This window comes from Streptomyces stelliscabiei, from assembly GCF_014873495.1.
Lineage (GTDB): Bacteria > Actinomycetota > Actinomycetes > Streptomycetales > Streptomycetaceae > Streptomyces > Streptomyces bottropensis.
Window position 1 is genome coordinate 4,812,943 of the sequence record NZ_JADBGF010000001.1, and the last position, 18,412, is coordinate 4,831,354.

Genomic DNA, 18,412 nt, shown 5'->3' on the forward strand with positions numbered 1-18,412 from the left:
CGGCTCCTGTTCTGTCTGCTTCTGTCTGTTTCTGTCTGCTGGTTCTCGGGTCGACCCATGCCTGTCACCCAGGGGGCGCGCAGGTGTCGGCCGGGGCGTATCGGGGGCCGGTCCGGTGTGCCCCCGTGGCCCGAACGCGCCCGGCGGGCGGGGTCAGAGGTGGGCGAGCTTCTCCAGAACGGGCGCGGCCGCGCGCAGCTTCTCCCACTCGTCCCCGTCGAGGCCCTCGACGAGGGAGGCGAGGAACGCGTTGCGTCGGCGGCGGCTCTCCTCCAGCATCGCCTCGGCCCGCTCGGTCTGGGTGACCACCTTCTGCCGCCGGTCCTCGGGGTGCGGCTCCAGCTTCACGAGGCCCTTGCTCTCCAGCAGGGCGACGATCCGGGTCATCGACGGGGGCTGCACATGCTCCTTGCGGACCAGCTCACCGGGGGTGGCGGTGCCGCAGCGGGCGAGGGTGCCCAGCACCGACATCTCGGTCGGGCTCAGCGACTCGTCGACCCGCTGGTGCTTGAGCCGACGGGACAGGCGCATCACGGCGGAACGGAGGGCGTTCACAGCGGCCTCGTCGTCGCCATGGTTCAGGTCAGGCATGTTCTTTAGCGTAACTCATTACCCTCGCTAAAGACCATCGGAACTCCACAGCCGTGCCCGTGAGCCCCGCCACTCATGCCGACCCCGGCCCTTACGTCACTCATATGAGTGACTAGTAAGCAGAACGTGACACGGAGGGTCGCACGCACCCGACCCTTGTACACATGGGGACCACTGTGCTCAGCCTGCGGATAGACGGGGAGCTGCTCGACCGGCTCCGGACCCACGCGGCGAAAAGGGGAATGAGCGTCCAGGACTACGTGATCGGGACGCTCATTCGCGACGACTTCGACGAGCGGTTCCAGACCGCGGTCGACGAGACGGAGAAGTTCTACGGGGTGAGGTGAGGCGACCGGGTGCCGCTCACGTCAGCCCCAGGGCCGGCATCAGGTAGTAGAAGCCGAAGACCGCCGCCACCACGTACATCGCCGCCGGAACCTCGCGTCCACGGCCCGCGGCCAGACGCAGGACGACGAAGGTGAGGAAGCCCATGCCGATGCCGTTGGTGATCGAGTAGGTGAACGGCATCATCACCATCGTCACGAACGCCGGGATCGCGATCGTGTAGTCGGCCCAGTCGATCTCGCGGACCGCGTTCGCGAGGATCAGGAACCCGACCGCCAGCAGCGCCGGGGTCGCCGCCTGGGAGGGCACCATCGTGGCGACCGGCGTCAGGAACAGCGCGACGGCGAACAGAGCGCCGGTGACCACGTTCGCGAAGCCGGTGCGCGCGCCCTCCCCCACACCGGCCGTCGACTCCACGAAGCAGGTCGTCGCGGACGAGGAGCTGGCGCCACCGGCCGCGACGGCGATGCCGTCGACGAAGAGCACCTTGTTGATGCCCGGCAGCTGCCCGTCCGCGTCGGTCAGCCTGGCCTCGTCGCCGACGCCCATGATCGTGCCCATCGCGTCGAAGAAGCACGACAGCAGCACCGTGAAGACGAAGAGGACACCGGTCAGCACACCGACCTTCGAGAACCCGCCGAAGAGGCTGACCTGGCCGATCAGCCCGAAGTCGGGGGTCGCCACCGGGTTGCCGGGCCACTTCGGCGTGGTCAGACCCCAGGCACCCGCGGGCAGGTCGGCGGCGGCCTGGACGGCGACCGCGAGCAGCGTCATCGCGACGATCGAGATCAGGATCGCGCCCGGCACCCTGCGCACGATCAGCGCGAGCGTCAGCAGCGCGCCCAGGACGAAGACGAGCACCGGCCAGCCGTCGAGATGCCCGGTGGCGCCCAGCTGGAGCGGCACGGTCGTGTGGGCGGCGTCCGGGATTCGGGTGACGAAACCGGAGTCCACCAGCCCGATCAGCATGATGAACAGGCCGATACCGATGGAGATGCCCTTGCGCAGACTCAGCGGCACGGCGTTCATGACCCGCTCCCGCAGCCCCGTCGCCACCAGCAGCATCACGACGAACCCGGCCAGCACGACCATGCCCATCGCATCCGGCCACGACATGCGCGGCGCGAGCTGCAGCGCGACGACCGTGTTCACGCCGAGCCCCGCCGCCAGCGCGATCGGCACGTTGCCGACGACACCCATGAGGAGCGTGGTGAAGGCGGCGGTGACCGCGGTCGCGGTGACCAGCTGGCCGTAGTCCAGCTGGTGCCCGTACATGTCCTTCGCGCTGCTCAGGATGATCGGATTCAGCACGATGATGTACGCCATCGCGAAGAAGGTGGCGAAACCGCCCCGGATCTCGCGCGACAGCGTGCTGCCGCGTTCCGTGATCCTGAAGTGGCGGTCGAGCACGCCGAGGGTGCTGCTCTGCGGGGACATGCGAAACCTCATCCCCAACAGGCATGCAGGGCGCCGTTGGAGTTTTCTACGAACAGAAGTGGTCAGACAGAAACCGTTTCAGTATGAACATATAATTCAGCTCCCGCCATCTCCGCGCGTAGACCCATCCGCCTCGTAAGCTGTGCCCCATGGCCGCGTTTTTCTCGGGATCCCCCAAGCACGAGGCACCGGAGCCCCTGGAGGGGCCCATCGTGCCGACCATCATCGGCGGCACGATCCTGTGGCTCGTCCTCTTCGTCGTCCAGCTCCCCTTCTACGGCTGGTACGCGGACCACGGACACACCTGGTGGATCTGGACCTGCCTCGCCGGCGGCGGCCTGGGGTTCATCGGCATCTACTACGTCCGCCGACGGGACGCGGCGATCAAGCGGGACGCGGCGGAGAAGGCGGCCACCGAGGCGAAGGCCGCCGACCACGCGAAAGCCGGGGCCGAAGGGGCAGGGACCGAAGGGGCAGGGACCGAAGAGGCGGCAGCCGCAGGGGCGGCAACGGAAGAAACCGAGGCCGGCGACGTGACCGCGCGGCCCGCCGGCAACTGAGCCCGCCCGACGGTTTCGGCCCTCGCCGCCACCGCACCACAGGCGGTGTACGACCCCGGCATCACGGCGCGGCCCGCCCCTCCTCCCCAGGTCGGATCTTTGCCGCACTCGGCGGGTGAACCCCCAAATCCGCACGTACCGTCGAATGCATGACGCACATCGACGCGGGTACCGAACTCGATCCTGTGCACCCCACGCCCGTCCCGGCCCGCCCGGGGCGGGCGCGCGGTCTGACGGCCGCCGAGGTGGCCGGGCGGGTCGCCCGCGGCGAGGTGAACGACGTACCCGTGCGGAGCAGCCGCTCCCTGGTGGACATCGTCCGCGCGAACGTCTTCACCCGGTTCAACGCGATCATCGGCGTCCTGTGGGTCGTCATGCTGTTCGTCGCCCCCATCCAGGACAGCCTGTTCGGCTTCGTGATCCTGGCCAACACGGGCATCGGCATCGTCCAGGAGTGGCGGGCGAAGAAGACCCTCGACTCCCTCGCGGTGATCGGCGAGGCGAAACCCACGGTCCGGCGGGACGGGGTCGCGGCCCCGGTCGGCACCTCCGACATCGTCCTCGGGGACCTCATCGAGATCGGCCCCGGCGACAAGATCGTCGTGGACGGCGAGTGCGTCGAGACCGACGGTCTGGAGATCGACGAGTCGCTGCTCACCGGCGAGGCCGACCCGGTCGTCAAACACCCCGGTGACCAGGTGATGTCGGGCAGCTTCGTGGTCGCCGGCGGCGGCGCCTTCACCGCGACGAAGGTGGGGCGGGAGGCCTACGCGGCCCAGCTGGCGGAGGAGGCGAGCCGCTTCACCCTGGTCCACTCCGAACTGCGCTCCGGCATCTCCACCATCCTCAAGTACGTCACCTGGATGATGGTCCCGACCGCGATCGGCCTGATCGTCAGCCAGCTGATCGTGAAGGAGAACGACTTCAAGGACTCCGTCGCCCGCACGGTCGGCGGCATCGTCCCGATGGTCCCCGAGGGTCTGGTGCTGCTGACGTCGGTCGCCTTCGCGATCGGGGTGATCCGTCTGGGCCGCAAGCAGTGCCTGGTGCAGGAACTGCCCGCCATCGAGGGCCTGGCCCGCGTCGACACCGTCTGCCTCGACAAGACCGGCACCCTCACCGAGGGCGGCATGGACGTCACCGAACTCCGTCCCCTGGGCGGCGCCGACGAGGCGTACGTACGCGAGGTCCTCGGCGCGCTCGGTGCGTCCGACCCCCGCCCGAACGCCTCCCTCCAGGCCGTCATCGACGCCTACCCGGACAGCGACGGCTGGCGCTGCACCGAGTCCCTGCCCTTCTCCTCGGCCCGCAAGTACAGCGGCGCGTCCTTCGGCGAGAGCGACGGCGAGTCCAGCACCTGGCTGCTCGGCGCCCCCGACGTCCTGCTCCCCGACGACGACCCGGCCCTCACCGACACCGACCGGCTCAACGAGCAGGGGCTACGGGTCCTGCTGCTCGCCCGGGTCACCCGCGCACTCGACGACCCCGAGGTCGCCCGGGACGCCCGCCCCACCGCCCTCGTCGTCCTCGAACAGCGGCTGCGCCCCGACGCCGCCGACACCCTGCGCTACTTCGAGGAGCAGGACGTACGGGCCAAGGTCATCTCCGGCGACAACGCGGTGTCGGTCGGCGCGGTGGCCGGAAAGCTGGGCCTGACCGGCGCGGTCGTCGACGCCCGCCGGCTCCCCGGCGAGCGCGACGGCATGGCGGACGCCCTCGACTCCGGCACGGTCTTCGGCCGGGTCACCCCGCAGCAGAAGCGGGACATGGTCGGCGCCCTGCAGTCCCACGGCCACACGGTCGCGATGACCGGCGACGGCGTGAACGACGTACTGGCCCTCAAGGACGCCGACATCGGTGTGGCGATGGGCTCGGGCTCGGAGGCGACCAGGGCCGTCGCCCAGATCGTGCTGCTCGACAACAGCTTCGCCACGCTGCCGTCGGTCGTCGCGGAGGGCCGCCGGGTCATCGGCAACATCACGCGGGTGGCGACCCTGTTCCTCGTCAAGACGGTGTACTCGGTGCTCCTCGCCGTCCTGGTGGTCTGCTGGCAGGTGGAGTACCCCTTCCTCCCCCGCCATCTGACCCTGCTCTCGACCCTGACGATCGGCATCCCGGCGTTCTTCCTCGCCTTGGCCCCCAACAGAGAGCGCGCGCGACCCCACTTCGTGCGGCGCGTGATGCGGCACTCGATCCCGGGCGGCGTGCTGGCGGCCGTCGCCACCTTCGTCACCTATCTGCTCGCCCGCCACCACTACGCGGGCGAGGGCGCGTTGGAGGCGGAGACCAGCGCGGCCACCCTCACGCTCTTCCTGATCTCCATGTGGGTGCTGGCCATCGTCGCCCGCCCGTACACCTGGTGGCGCGTGGGCCTGGTGGCCGCGATGGGCGGCTGCTTCCTGCTGGTCCTCGTCGTGCCGTCGCTCCAGGACTTCTTCGCCCTGCGGCTGGTGGGGACGACCATGCCGTGGATCGCGGTCGCCGTCGCGGCCCTGGCCTCGGCCGCACTGGAGTTCCTGTGGAGGTGGGTGGACCGCCGCTTCCCGGCGTAGGGCACCCGGCCGCTACCGCTCCGGAAACCGGACGCCTCCGGCCGGCGTCCTCGCCTGCGACCGGCCTCGCCGAGGCCGCGCCGTCGCGTCACCGGCATCGAGCGGCACCGGGAGGCGGCGCAGGGAGGGAGCAGCAGCGCATGAACCCGTATCAGCCGGTGGAGTTCCACGCCCCGTGCGGACATCAGATCTCGGCTCCGGCCGACCGGGTCGGGCAGGACGTCCGCTGCCCGCACTGCCACCAGGTGGTCCGGGTCCCGTCGCCCGACGTGCCGTACGCCTCGCCGGTGCCCCTGCCCGCCGGTGCCACCGAGCCGGTGGCGCTGACCGCGTTCTACGTCACCGCGCTGGTCGGCGGCATCCTCGGTGCCGGTCTCGTCTATCTGGTCATGTTCGACGAGTTCTCGGAGACCGAGCTGGTCTCGATCACACCGCTGTGGTTCTTCCCCATCGTCCTCGGCCTGTACGGCTTCGCCTCCCAGCGGCTGTTGCGCCGCATCGCCACGGGCCGTGCCAGAGACCTCAGGGAGGCCGCCGGCATGTCGATCGACGTGGCCGGTCACTGGGCGGCCCTGGTCCTCTTCCCGTTCCTGGTGCTGAGGTGGCGCAGTTCCCTGCTGGTGTCGCTGGCGGCGGCGCTGTTCTGGGCCGTGCTGCTGTGGCTGTTCTTCGCGCTGCTCTTCCCCAGCCTCTGACAGCACGGCCCACCCCCTGTCATGTCACCGCGCGGGCCTACGTCACGTCGACGTAGTCGCCCGTCGCGCTGACCGGCGCCGTCGTGGTCACCCCGGCGTAGCTGAAGCGCCAGTAACCGTCGTACGTGGCGGTGCCGGTGGCCTTCACATGGCCGGAGGCGTCCGAGTAGACCGTTTTGACCGTGGTGTACGTGCTGCTGCCCGCCTTGCGGAACTGGAGCTTGACCGGCTGCTCGGCGAAGGCCGTGTAGGTGTGGCTCTGCCAGTCGGCGCGGGTGAGGCTGCCCGTCGCGGTGACCGTCCTGCCCTTCTTGACCGGCTCCGGCCCGGCGTTGACGGTGAGCTTCGCGATCCGCCGCACGAGGGTGGAGGCCAGTCCGCCCTGCTCCTTGTAGCCGATCTTGCTGTAGTCGGGCTTGTCGTTCGACGGGTCCTGGCCGTTGAACGCGATGGCGTCGGCGCCCGCCTTCCAGGTCCCTGCCTGCGAGTTGCGCAGGTCGCCGTCGCCCGGACGGATGTCGATGGTGCCCGTGCAGCTCGCCGTCGTCGTGGTGGCGACCTTGCAGGTGGCGAAGTCGTCACCGAACAGCTGCGGGGTGTCCTCGTCGCCGAAGGCGCCGTGGTAGAGGAACGGCTCCGCGAAGAAGTCCTTCGCGGTGATGTCGACGCCGGAACCGTGGGTCAGCGTGAACGACACCGCGGTGGAGACCTTGCCGCCGATGCCGACCTTGAGGGACGGGGCGACCTTGAAGTTCGAGAAGCCGACGTTCAGCGTGTAGGGCTGACCGCTCGTCGCCGTCGTGCCGGCCGCGTGCGCGGCCGGCATCCCGAGGGCGGAAAAGGCCAGGGCGCCGGCGACGGCGGCCACAGTGGCTCTTGTGCGCATGTGTTCCCCAAGTGGAGAAAGAGTGATCCAGGGCCTTGTGACCCGGACGATCTGAACACGCGTTCCCTCAACCGAATGCGCCCCCGGCGCGGATTTGGCCCGGCCATGCGGACTCTTGGAAGACGTATACGGAACGCTTGGTCCCGCTCTTACGGCCGCCTACGGACTCTTACGGAAGTCGCAGTCACTCCTTACGAAAAAGGGCGCCGGTCCGGGAGGTCCCGGAGCCGACGCCCCATCTCCTGCTACTGCCGCGCCTACTTCACGTCGATGGCGTCGGCCGCCGAGGTCACGGCCGCCGTGCCCGAGCTGCCCGCGAAGACGTAGCGGTAGGAGCCGTCGGCGGACGCCTTGACGGTGGTCTTCAGGGCGCCCGTGGTGGACGTCTTGACCGTCTTGACGTCCGTGTAGGTGGACGTGCCCGCCTTCTTGAACTGCAGCTTCACGGACTGGCCGCCGTACGCCGGGAACTTCTCGGTGTCCCAGTTGGCACGGGTCAGCTTGCTCGTGACCGTGATGGTCTTGCCCTTCTTGACGGGCTCGGGAGAGGCGTTGGCGCCGGTGAGCTTCGTCTGGCGCTGGATCTTGAAGGTCTTGGCCGGGTCCTTCTCGACGTAGTCGAAGTCATTGGCCGCGGCGAGCGCCCAGACCTTCCAGGTGCCGGCGACCGAGTTGATCAGGTTCGACTGCGTCTCGACGGTGAAGCTGGCCTTGCAGGACGCCGTGGTGGCGCTCACCTTCGTGCAGGTGGCGCGGCTGTCGGAGTTGCCGTTGGCCACGGCGCCGCTGTCGGCGGTGTCCAGGTTCGCGCCGTGGTAGAGGACCACGGTGACGTCCTTGAGGCTGATGCCCGAGTCGTCCGAGGCGTTGAAGGAGACCGTGAAGGTCTTCTTGCCGGAGCCGACGACGACCGGCTTGCCGCCGTTGACGACGACGTCGGAGAGGGTCGTGTCCCCGTCGGTCGGAGCGGCCTGCGCGGCCGGGGCGATGAAAGCGGTCAGAGCCAGGGCGCCGGTGACGGCACCCACGATCGCACGCTTGTGCAAGATATTCCCCACGTGGAAGGGGGCTCACGGACGGTTCCGTCGCGCGAGACCCGGTTCAGGTCTGTCGAGCCGGCGGGGGCTCCGGACGTCGTGTGACTCCCGGGGCTCCTGAGAAAGCCGTCGGCTCGTGTGATCAGATCCACGAGGATGGCGAATGGTTGTACGAGTTTTTGTGATTCCGGTGAAGATGTTGCCCAGATCACAACCAGCTTCGCTCACGACCCGTCACAAGCCGACGCGATCCGTCAGATCTCGGCACAACCCGCCGGACGCCGCTCAGACGCGCTCCAGCGGGCGATGCGGCCCGGCAGGCAGCTCGACGTCGATCGCGTCGCCGGGACGCACGGCTCCCCCGTGCCGGACGATCCCCATGATCCCGGACTTGAAGGTGAACTCGCCGGTCGTGGCGTCGAGTTCGAAGACCTCCTTCAGCAGCCCCTTCCGGAACGTGTTGATCTGGTCGCACGGGTTACGCAGCCCCGTGACCTCCACGACCGCCTCGTCACCGAGGCGCAGCAGCGCACCCGTGGGCAGGCCCAGCAGATCGATCCCCCGGGTGGAGACGTTCTCGCCGAGCTGCCCGGCCGCGACGGTGAACCCCTTCGCGGCCAGCTCGTCGAACAGCTCCTCGTGGATGAGGTGCACCTGCCGCAGATTGGGCGCGTCCGGCTCGTAGGTCATACGGAACCGGTGCTTGACGGTCGTCCCCGCGTGGACGTCGCCCTCGACGCCCAGACCGGCGAGCAGCGTGATGCTCGCCCGGTTCGGCTTGCTGAAGGAGTACGTCCCGTTCGCGCTCACTGCCGTGACCCGCGCCGTCATCGTCTGTCCACCTCTCGCCTCGGTCGAAAAACCCTCGGTCGAATCACCCTCAGTCGAACCAGCGGTCCCGTGCCAGCTCCGCCGTCCTGGACGGGTCTTCGAGCAGGGCGGCCACCTCGAAGCGGCGCGGCCACTGGCCCGCCGCCCAGGCGAGCCCGGCGGCGACGCCTTCCAGGGTGGCGGCGTGCAGGACGCCGTCGCGGGTGCGGCGCCAGTCCAGCTCGACGCCGTCGACGACCAGCTCCTCGTGCTCGACGTACGACCCGGGGGTGGCCGGGCCGAGCAGCATCCGTACCGCTTCCGGAACGTCGTGCTCCGCGCCCTGGGAGTCCACCTCCCCGGTGACCGACTCGCTGAGCCGCCGCACCTGGAACAGCTCGGCCAACTCCCCGGCCCGTGACGGCCGTACGGGCAGCAGGGGCATCCCGGCGGTGAAGGGCAGCAGGTCGGGGGAGTCGACGACGACGGCGTCGGCCGCGTCCACGACGGTCACCTCGCCGTCCACCACCGCGCGCAACTCGTCGGGCAGGGTCACCTGTTCCGGGTCGAGGTCGGCCAGGGCGCCGTACAGGCCGTGGAGTTGGGCGGCGGAGACGGGGAGGTCCGGGTCGGCCAGCCGGTCCAGCAGTTCGGCGGCGCCGCCCGGCTCGTCCAGCAGCGCGGCCACCGAGGTGCGCACGCCCAGCGCCCGCAGGACCTGCTCGTCGTCGAAGCCGGTGGCGTCGGCCTCGTCGTACAGGCCGCGCAGCAGCGGGTCTCCGCCGGCCGCGAGGAGGCCGGCGGGGCGGCGGCCGTCGAGGACCGGGTGCCCGCGCAGCCACCAGGCGGTGTAGGGGCGTACGACCTCGTGCGTGCCGTCGGGGAGCAGGATGCGGACCGGCTGGACGAGGGCGTCGCGCAGCGGGGGCCGGGCGAGCAGGGCGAGCGCCTCCGGCCAGCGGTCCTCGTCGACGAGGTCCAGGTCGCGCACGGCCACGATCTCCGTCGCGACCGGCGGCACGGGGCTGTCCGGGAAGCGGTCGAGGATGTCCTCGGACCAGACGTCCACCGCGTCGAGCAGCCCGGCGTCGTCCGGCTCGGCGAAGTCCCCGTCGCGCGGCTCCAGTTCGTCGGGGTCGAGGACGACGTCGGTGGCCCGGACGAGGGCGAAGGTGGCGAGGACTCCGCAGGCGGCCAGGGGCTGTTCGCCCCAGCGGTCGGCCAGTTCGGCGTCCACGAGGGCGAGTTCGTCCTCGCGCATGACCCGGGCGAAGGGGCTGCCGGGGAGGACGAGTTCACCGGCGGGGGCCAGTTCGCCGTCCTCGTCGGGCAGGGCGAGGGCGCCGAGCCAGGGTTCGTCGCCGGGGTCGAGCGCGGCGTCACGCACCAGGGCGAGGACGAGGTCGGCGAGTTCGTCGGCGTCCGGCCGGCCGTCCTCCTCGTCCCAGACGCCGCCCTCGTCGTCCAGCGACGCGGCGACGGCGGCCCGGACCTGCGGGGTGGTGAGCACGGCGCGCGGGGTCGCGGGCAGGGCGCCCAGCTTCTCCAGCAGCGGATGCGCGGCGTCCGGGTGGGCGACCTTCAGGCCGAGGCGGGCGAGGGTGTCGGGGCGGGCCGCCTGCGGGCCGTCGGGGGCGGGGAGGAGGATCTGCCGCGGCCCGATGGTGGTCCGCCCGTCCGCGAGCGGGACGGGAAGGCCCGACAGGCGGTCCGGGTCGACACCGGCGAGGCTGTCGTAGAGCCGCCGCCACCAGTCGGGCGCCTTCTCCAGGCCCGCGAGCCGGTCGATGACGTCCCCCAGCGGCAGGCGCGCGACGCCCAGCGCGCGCAGCTCAGCGCGCCGTTCGAGCCCGGCGGGCAGCAGGCTGGGCAGGACGTCGGCGAGCACCCGTACGGTCTCGGCGCCGGCGCCCTCGACGACTTCGGCGTCACGGGGGCGCAGGGCGGCGGGCAGGTCGTCCAGCTCGTCGTCGGGCTCGGGCGTCACCGCACGCGGCAGGAACGCGGTGCGCGGCAGCCGCTCCAGGATCGCCTGGCGCAGCGCCCCGTCCAGCTCGCCCTTGCCCAGCGGGCCGGGCACCAGGTCGATGATCCCCTCGCCCACCGGCTCCCAGGCGGCCAGCAGCGCGGCGTACGCGTCCGCCGCGCGCTGCACGAGGAAGTCGGTGAGCGGGCCGGGCGCCGCGCGCCGCCGGGTCGTGTCCAGGGGGAAGGAGGCGATGAGCAGCGCGGGCACGCCGAGGGCCTCGTCGCTGGGGGTGGGCGCGTGCACGACGGCGCTGGTGCGCGGGCGGACCGGTGCGCCGTCGGGCCCGGTCGGCACGGCCCAGGTGACGGACCAGTGCGGGCGCAGCCGCTCCTCGACGGGCCGGTCGGCCAGCAGCACGGCATCGAGCGCCCCGTGCTCGGCGACGGTGCGCCAGCGCGTGACCCCGTCCCGTGAGTCCTCGACGACGACGTGCGCCCCCTCCACGCTCCGCCGCATCGTCCGCACCTCGTCGGCGCCGATCTCGATGACGACCTCGTCGAGGCCGGGCAGGGCGAGGAGCAGCGCGTCGTCGACCGCGTGCAGCAGCCGCTCGGCCAGATCGGCGGCGGCGGTGTCGCGCAGCGGCAGGATGACCACGGTGTCGTACGACTCCGGAGCGGTCCCCTCGGCCGCGAACGGCAGCCGCAGCAACGGCACATGCCCGTCCCGGCGGCGGATCTCGTCCCCGAGTCCGGGGCTGTGCCGGGCGGTGTCGGCGGCGAGCAGCCGCGCCTCGGCGAGCGACCAGCGGATACCGCCGTGCCGCCCGATGACGGCGGGTTCGTCGGTGACCGCGAGCACGGCGGCGAAACCCACACCGAACCGGCCGACGGCACCGTCATGAGAGTCCTGGCTGTCCCGTTTCGCGGACGCGCGGAGCGTGGACAGCGACTCGACGCCGCCCGCGTCGAGGGGCGCGCCGGTGTTGGCGGCGACGAGGACGCCGTCCCGCAGCGTCAGCCGCAGCCGGCCCGGCACCTTGGCGCGCGCGGCGGCGTCGGCGGCGTTCTGCGCCAACTCCACCACGAGACGGTCCCGGTAGCCGCCGAGGACGAGGTCCTCCTCGGCGTTGGCGTCCTCACGGAACCGGGCCGGACTGGTGGCCCAGGCGTCGAGCACGCCCCGGCGCAGCCGAGCCGTCCCGAACGGGTCCGCACCCTCGGCCGCCGGCCGCACGAACTTGCTCACGGTTCATCCTCCATGTCGCCAGGTGCACGAAGGTACCGCGTCGCTGCGCTGCTCAGGCCGGACGCCCAGGGGGTGGGGGGTAGCTGGTACGTGGGCGGGTGCGGCTCCGGTGGGGCTTCTCGCGCAGTTCCCACCGGAGCCGCACCCGCCGAAGCAACCCGCACCCCCGAGCCATGAGGCGCTCCTACGAGAAGGCCCCTACGAGTGCCCGAGATCGGCCTCGGCGTCAGCCTCCTCCGCCCCCACGGACACCGATCCGGAATCGGGCGACGGCCGCAGCGGGAAGGGGTCCACCCGCGTCTCGTCCAGCCGCGGCGGAGCCGGGCGCGGCGGCGCGGGCATGACCGCCGCCTCCGAGTGCCCTCCACAGCCGTACGTCAGGGACACCATCCGCCCGTCCGCCGGCGCGAACTCGTTCGCGCACACACCGAAGGCCTGCCCGAGCGACCCCCCGATCGCCACGAGGAACCCGCAGCTGACGCACGACGCCGGCGCCGCCTGCGCCATCGCGGTCTTCGCCCCGAACCCTTCCTCCCACCGGTCCGCGGCCGTGTGCAGCCCGTACCGGGACAGCACCCGGGCCCGCCGCATGCCCAGTTCCTCGGCGACCGCGGCGATCGACCCGCGCGTCGGCACGAGCGGCAGGTGCGCCGGGACCCCGGCGGTGACCTCGGCGTCCTCCGCCTCCACCAGCTCGGCCATGTCGTGCGAGACCGGCGAGTTCGGCAAGGGCTCGTCCTCGCCGGAGTACCCGGGCTCCAGCCGCAGATCCTCGGCGTCCGTGGGCAGCAGGTCGCCGGGTCCCATGTCGCCCGGCCGGAGCCGCTCGCTCCACGGCACCCACTCCGGCGCCAGCAGCGCGTCGGGGCCCGGGAGCAGGACGACCTCGTCGAGCGTCACGAACTTCGCGCGTGAGGCACGGGCGACGGTGACGGCCCAGCGCCAGCCGCGGTAGCCCATCTCCTTGCACTCGAAGAAGTGCGTCACGACCCGGTCGCCCTCGGACACGAGCCCCGCGTGCTCGCCGACCACGCCTGGTGCGGCGGCCTCCTCGGCCGCGGAGCGGGCGAGGTCGACGGCCTCGGCACACAGACGGTCGGGGGTGCGGCTTCGCGTTGTCGCTGCGCTCACAGGTATCGCTTCTCTCCTACGCCGTCTCACGAGTGCGCCTCCCTCGGCGGGGGGTGCGGACGGAGCGGACCAGGGGGCCGCGTCGACGTCCGCGCCCGATCGCACTCGGGCGCACCTATGTCATCCATTCTGCGGGATGAACGAGAGGCGCGCGGCCGAGAACAACCGCCGCAGGCGCGCTATGCACGCTACCTTCTCCGAGGCTCTGCGCCCACACCGACGTAGCGGTTCCGCGATTCCGCTGCGCTCGGCCTGGGCGGGGAGGGGGGTGTGGGGCGCCCCTCAGGCACCCCCGCCGGTTGGCAGAAAACCACCGGGGCCGCCGCCCCAGGGCCCCGCATCATCGGAGGTCGCAGCCCGTCCGCAGGCACATCGTGGCTGATCGCGCGGTTCCCCGCGCCCCCAAAAAAGCCCAGTCCACGCAGACCGCAAAAGTCAACAACCCCACAACCCTGAAAAAGCGCCGAGCCACAGCCCCGGCCCTCAAGGGGCGCGAGGAACTGCGCGAGAAGCCCCACCGACCCGCACACACAACCAACCGCACGAGGAGCCAGGGGCGCAGCCCCAGCCCTCCAGGGGCGCGGGGAACTGCGCGAACAACCCCCACCCACCCGCAGACGCACACCCAACCCCCGCCCGCCCCCGGGGCCATCCGAGCGGTAAACGCACTACGGTCCCCCTTCTCGGGGCACTATGACGAGGTGACCGGCGCCGAGCGGAGCGGAGCGCGCGGATCGGGTCGGGTGACCGGCGTCGTCCGCTCGGTCGGCCGCGCCCTGCACCTGCCGTTCACCGGCCCAGCCCGAGGCATCCGCAAAGCCACCCACGCCCACGGCGCCGGCGAATCCGGCCTCGGCAAACTCATCGAACTGCACGGAGTGAACGGCGCGGGCGACGTGATGATCACCGTCTCCCTCGCCTCCACGGTGTTCTTCTCCGTCCCCACCGACGAGGCCCGCGGCCGAGTCGCCCTCTACCTCGCCATCACCCTCGCCCCCTTCGCCCTCCTCGCCCCCGTCGTCGGCCCCCTGCTCGACCGCCTCCCGCACGGCCGCCGCGCCGCGATGGCCGGCGCGATGCTGGCCCGCGCCCTCCTCGCCCTGCTGCTCGTCGGCGCCGTCGAGACCGGCAGCCTCCAGCTCTACCCCGCCGCCCTCGGCGTCCTGGTCGCGTCGAAGGCCTACGGAGTGGTCCGCAGCGCCGTCGTACCCCGCCTCCTCCCACCCCGGTTCTCCCTGGTGAAGGCCAACTCCCGGGTCACCCTCTGCGGTCTGCTCGCCACCGGCGTCGCCGCGCCCATCGGCGCCGGACTCCAGGCACTCGGTCCGCGCTGGCCGCTCTACGGAGCCTTCGTGATCTTCGTCGCGGGGACGTTCCTCTCCTTCACCCTCCCCGCGAAGGTCGACTCCGCGAAGGGCGAGGACAGGGCCCTGCTCGCGGCCGACCCCGAGCATCTGCACGGCCCGCACCGCGGCGGGACGCTGAAGCGGCCCGGCCTGCGGACGGTCGGCCCGGCGGTCACCCACGCCCTCGCCGCCAACGCCGCGCTGCGCGGCCTCTCCGGCTTCCTGATCTTCTTCCTGGCCTTCCTGCTGCGCATCCACCCCCTCCACGGGCAGAGCGCCGCCGTCTCCCTGGGCATGGTGGCCGTGGCCGCCGGCCTCGGCAACGCGCTGGGCACGGCCGTGGGGGCGTGGGCGAAGCAACGGTCGCCGGAGCTGATCATCGTGACCGTCGTCGCCGTCGAACTCGGCGTGGCGATCACGGCGGCCCTGTTCTTCAGCGCGTTCTTCATCGCCTGCCTCGCCGCCGTCGCCGGCTTCTCGCAGGCCCTGTCGAAGCTGTGCCTGGACGCCCTGATCCAGCGCGACGTCCCCGAACTCGTCCGGACCTCCGCCTTCGCCCGCTCCGAGACCCTGCTGCAGATGGCCTGGGTGGTCGGCGGCGCCATCGGTATCGCCCTCCCCCTCAACGGCACCCTCGGCATGGCCGTGGCCGCCGCGATCGTCGCCGCGGGCTGGCTCACCACGGTCCGGGGCCTGCTCTCCTCGGCCCGCCACGGCGGCGCCCCCCGCGCCCGCGTGGCCTGACCGAATCCCCGACCGGCCCGGCACGCCGTACCCCACGTAGGGGCACCCCTGGACGGGCCAGATAGCCTTCGCCCATGACCTTCCCGCGTTCCCGTCGCGCCGCAGCCACTCTCGGCGCCGTTTCCGCCGGACTTCTCGTCCTGTCGGCCTGCGATGAGCCGACGCCGATGGCCACCGTCACGATCGGCACCGAATCGATCAGCGCCGAGGCCGAGTGCTACCGGACCCTCGACGCCGCTCAGGCCAAGGAGTGCGCGGAGGAGAAGCCCTCCAAGTCGATCGAACTGCCGGAGGGCAAGGCCCTGCGCATCGGCGTCGACCCGGAGGTGGCGAAGACGGGCTGGGCCCTGTGGATCAACGGGGAGCAGGCCACCAGCGACACGTTCGACAAGACGTACTGGTCGTTCGAGAACCCGGGCCTCTTCGCCACCCAGCCCGGTCAGCCCGCCCAGAAGTCGCTCACGATCAGCATCGTCGAGCAGAACGCCTCGGGCTCGGCGATCAAGGGCGTGTGGAACTTCAAGCTGACGAACCCGGACGCCTGATCCCCTGCCGCCGCCCATGCGCATCCTCGTAGCCACCGCCGTCCCCGCCGAACGGGACGCGGTGGCACGAGCGCTCCCGGGCCCCGCCACCGAGGTGCGCCTCCCGGCGGGGGCCCTCCACCGCTTCCGTACGTCCCCGCACGAGCACGACCTCCTCGCCGCCGGTGTGGGCCCCGCCCTCGCCGCCGCCTCCACCGCCGCCGCACTGACCGCGGCGGTCCTCGCGGGCAGGCCGTACGGGCTGGTCGTGTCCGCCGGTATCGCGGGCGGCTTCCTCCCCGAGGCGCCCCTCGGCTCGCTCGTCCTCGCCGACGAGATCACCGCGGCCGATCTGGGCGCCGAGACCCCGGACGGCTTCGTCCCGGTCACCGACCTCGGCTTCGGCACCGTCACCCACCGGCCGCCGCACCGCCTCGTCCGCGCCGCAGCGACCGCCACCGGTGCCCGCGCGGGCACCGTGCTCACCGTCTCCACGGTCACCGGCAGCGCGGCGCGCGCGTCCGCCCTGCGGGCCCGGCACCCCCGCGCGCTGGCCGAGGCGATGGAGGGCTTCGGGGTCGCCGAGGCCGCCGCCGCGCACACCACGCCCGTCCTCGAACTGCGCGCCGTCTCCAATCCCGTGGGCCCGCGCGACCGCGCCGCCTGGCGCATCGGCGACGCGCTGAGCGCACTCACCGAGGCCTACGGGAAGCTGACGCCCGTACTGGAGAGTTGGGACCCCCATGAGCCCTACGAGTCACATGAGCCCCACGAGCCCGATGAGCCCCATGAGCACTGAGGCGGCGCCCATGAACCGCGCGACCACTCCCCCCGGGACCGGCGGACTGCGGATGGCGTACTCGCCCTGCCCCAACGACACCTTCGTCTTCGACGCCTGGGCGCACGGCCGGATCCCCGGCGCGCCCGCGCTCGACGTGACGTTCGCCGACATCGACATCACCAACGGCATGGCCGAGCGCGGTGAACTCGACGTACTGAAGGTGTCGTACGCCGTGCTGCCGTACGTCCTCGACGAGTACGCGCTGCTGCCCTGCGGCGGTGCGCTCGGGCGGGGCTGCGGCCCGTTGGTGCTGACGCGTGAGCCGGGCACGGACCTCACCGGCCGTACGGTGGCCGTGCCGAGCGAGCGGTCCACGGCGTATCTCCTCTTCCGCCTCTGGGCGGCGGACACCCTGCCCGGCGGGGTCGGCGAGATCGTGGTGCTGCCGTTCCACGAGATCATGCCCGCCGTGCGGGACGGCAAGGTCGACGCCGGACTCGTCATCCACGAGGCCCGCTTCACGTACCGGAACTACGGCCTCCACAAGCTGGCCGACATGGGCGAGCACTGGGAGGACACGACGGGGCTGCCGATCCCGCTGGGCGCGATCATCGCGAAGCGCTCGCTGGGCGCCGAGGCCCTGACCGGGCTCGCGGAGACGGTCCGCGCCTCCGTCCGCGCGGCCTGGGACGACCCCGAGGCGTCCCGCCCCTACGTCCTCGAACACGCCCAGGAGATGGACCCGGCCGTCGCCGACCAGCACATCGGCCTGTACGTCAACGAGTTCACGGCCGACCTCGGCGAGGACGGCTACGCGGCGGTCAGAGGCCTGCTCACCCGTGCGGCGGCCGAGGGACTGGTACCGCCCCTCGGCCCGGACGCGCTCGAATTCCCCTGAGTCACCTCGGAAGTTGTCGCTCTACACGTCCAACTGGTCGGCCACGGCGCGGAGAAGACCCGCGATCTTCCCGCCCGCGGCGCGGTCGGGATAACGGCCCCGCTCCAGCATGGGCGTGATGTTCTCCAGCAGCGTGGTCAGATCCTGCACGATCGAGGCCAGCTCGTCGGGCTTCTTGCGCTGGGCGGCGGCGACCGACGGGGCCGGCTCCAGGATCGTCACGGACAGGGCCTGGTCACCGCGCTGACCGGCGACGACCCCGAACTCGACCTTCTGGCCCGGCTTCAGGGTGTCGACACCGGCGGGCAGTACGGAGGAGTGGACGAAGACGTCACCGCCGTCGTCACGGGAGAGAAAGCCGAAGCCCTTCTCGCTGTTGAACCACTTGACCTTGCCGGTAGGCACGTCTGTCCTCGTCCTCGTACTCGTCGGAAACTGCGTTGGAAAGTGCTCTGAAGGTGTTCTCGGTGGGCGCGAACTGCTCTGGACAGCACTGCAGCGGGTCGTCGGACCCGCCGGTCCCCAGCCTATTGGTCCGGGGGCGGGTGACAAGACGTCGGCAGACTGTTCCCTCGCGCTGGGAACTACCCTGGTCGGGTGCGTGACAAAACCCAACCGAATTCCGCCGAACCCGGTGACCGGCTGATCCGTGCCGGTGCCATCGTGTTCTTCGTCGGCGCCGTGGCCACTCTCGTCACCGTGGCGCCGCTGTTCCTCGGGACGAGTCCTTTCCCGACCTACATGTTCGTCCTGAGCATGCTCATGGGCGTCGGCTTCCTCGTCGCCGGCGCGGGAGTCCTGCAGTCCGTCGCGGCGGGGCGCAGGAGGGCGCGCGCGGTACGTCCCTGACGCTTCCCC

The 18,412-nt window shown here is 71.6% G+C and carries 17 protein-coding genes; 9 read left to right on the plus strand and 8 right to left on the minus strand.

Features of this window, described 5'->3' with window-relative positions; all coding sequences use genetic code 11:
- Window positions 1-153 precede the first annotated feature (153 nt).
- Window positions 154-591: a MarR family winged helix-turn-helix transcriptional regulator gene (locus H4687_RS21165; protein WP_046918286.1), complete on the minus strand. Its 438-nt coding sequence runs from the start codon at window positions 589-591 to the stop codon at window positions 154-156.
- 164 nt (window positions 592-755) lie between these two features.
- On the opposite strand from H4687_RS21165, the gene H4687_RS21170 reads away from it, so the two are divergent.
- Complete coding sequence (locus H4687_RS21170; protein ID WP_020115690.1) at window positions 756-938, plus strand: hypothetical protein; 183 nt, start codon at window positions 756-758, stop codon at window positions 936-938.
- 16 nt (window positions 939-954) lie between these two features.
- Here H4687_RS21170 and H4687_RS21175 read toward each other — a convergent pair whose 3' ends face one another.
- Complete coding sequence (locus H4687_RS21175) at window positions 955-2,373, minus strand: NCS2 family permease (protein ID WP_046918287.1); 1,419 nt, start codon at window positions 2,371-2,373, stop codon at window positions 955-957.
- 149 nt (window positions 2,374-2,522) lie between these two features.
- On the opposite strand from H4687_RS21175, the gene H4687_RS21180 reads away from it, so the two are divergent.
- From H4687_RS21180 to H4687_RS21190, 3 genes are all read left to right on the plus strand, one after another.
- The gene (locus tag H4687_RS21180; RefSeq protein ID WP_046918288.1) at window positions 2,523-2,933 is read left to right on the plus strand and encodes a DUF2530 domain-containing protein; all 411 of its coding nucleotides are present in this window, start codon (window positions 2,523-2,525) and stop codon (window positions 2,931-2,933) included.
- A gap of 149 nt (window positions 2,934-3,082) precedes the next feature.
- Entirely contained in the window at window positions 3,083-5,485 is a 2,403-nt protein-coding gene (locus H4687_RS21185) for an HAD-IC family P-type ATPase (RefSeq protein ID WP_046918289.1), read from the plus strand.
- A 140-nt stretch (window positions 5,486-5,625) separates the two neighbouring features.
- Window positions 5,626-6,180 (plus strand): hypothetical protein, encoded by a 555-nt coding sequence (locus H4687_RS21190; protein WP_046918290.1) that lies wholly within the window; start codon window positions 5,626-5,628, stop codon window positions 6,178-6,180.
- Between the two features lie 37 nt (window positions 6,181-6,217).
- On the opposite strand, the gene H4687_RS21195 is transcribed toward H4687_RS21190, so the two are convergent.
- The 5 genes from H4687_RS21195 to H4687_RS21215 form a co-directional block, all read right to left on the minus strand.
- Complete coding sequence (locus H4687_RS21195) at window positions 6,218-7,066, minus strand: hypothetical protein (protein WP_046918291.1); 849 nt, start codon at window positions 7,064-7,066, stop codon at window positions 6,218-6,220.
- Between the two features lie 257 nt (window positions 7,067-7,323).
- Entirely contained in the window at window positions 7,324-8,112 is a 789-nt protein-coding gene (locus H4687_RS21200) for a DUF5707 domain-containing protein (RefSeq protein WP_225966768.1), read from the minus strand.
- Between the two features lie 276 nt (window positions 8,113-8,388).
- Window positions 8,389-8,934, minus strand: a complete 546-nt coding sequence (locus H4687_RS21205) for an MOSC domain-containing protein (protein WP_046918293.1) — start codon at window positions 8,932-8,934, stop codon at window positions 8,389-8,391.
- A gap of 49 nt (window positions 8,935-8,983) precedes the next feature.
- Window positions 8,984-12,130 carry a sacsin N-terminal ATP-binding-like domain-containing protein gene (locus tag H4687_RS21210; RefSeq protein WP_050398182.1) on the minus strand — a complete coding sequence of 1,049 codons (3,147 nt, stop codon included), beginning with the start codon at window positions 12,128-12,130 and terminating at the stop codon, window positions 8,984-8,986.
- 198 nt (window positions 12,131-12,328) lie between these two features.
- Entirely contained in the window at window positions 12,329-13,261 is a 933-nt protein-coding gene (locus H4687_RS21215) for a DUF3027 domain-containing protein (protein ID WP_046918183.1), read from the minus strand.
- A gap of 743 nt (window positions 13,262-14,004) precedes the next feature.
- On the opposite strand from H4687_RS21215, the gene H4687_RS21220 reads away from it, so the two are divergent.
- The 4 genes from H4687_RS21220 to H4687_RS21235 all read left to right on the plus strand — a co-directional run bounded on the left by H4687_RS21220 (window position 14,005) and on the right by H4687_RS21235 (window position 17,554).
- A complete protein-coding gene (locus H4687_RS21220) occupies window positions 14,005-15,351 on the plus strand; it encodes an MFS transporter (protein WP_050398183.1) in 1,347 nt (448 codons plus the stop codon).
- A gap of 74 nt (window positions 15,352-15,425) precedes the next feature.
- Window positions 15,426-15,896, plus strand: coding sequence for a hypothetical protein (locus H4687_RS21225; protein ID WP_046920268.1), 471 nt, complete (start codon window positions 15,426-15,428; stop codon window positions 15,894-15,896).
- A gap of 16 nt (window positions 15,897-15,912) precedes the next feature.
- Entirely contained in the window at window positions 15,913-16,674 is a 762-nt protein-coding gene (locus tag H4687_RS21230; protein ID WP_046920269.1) for a futalosine hydrolase, read from the plus strand.
- Window positions 16,664-17,554, plus strand: coding sequence for a 1,4-dihydroxy-6-naphthoate synthase (locus tag H4687_RS21235; protein ID WP_225966769.1), 891 nt, complete (start codon window positions 16,664-16,666; stop codon window positions 17,552-17,554). Before H4687_RS21230 ends, H4687_RS21235 begins: the two co-directional genes overlap by 11 nt.
- Before the next feature lie 21 nt (window positions 17,555-17,575).
- Here H4687_RS21235 and H4687_RS48090 read toward each other — a convergent pair whose 3' ends face one another.
- Window positions 17,576-17,959, minus strand: coding sequence for a cold-shock protein (locus H4687_RS48090; protein ID WP_005486266.1), 384 nt, complete (start codon window positions 17,957-17,959; stop codon window positions 17,576-17,578).
- Between the two features lie 192 nt (window positions 17,960-18,151).
- Between H4687_RS48090 and H4687_RS21245 the strand changes: the two genes are divergently transcribed.
- Entirely contained in the window at window positions 18,152-18,403 is a 252-nt protein-coding gene (locus tag H4687_RS21245; RefSeq protein WP_046920270.1) for a membrane protein, read from the plus strand.
- The last annotated feature ends 9 nt before the right edge of the window (window positions 18,404-18,412 follow it).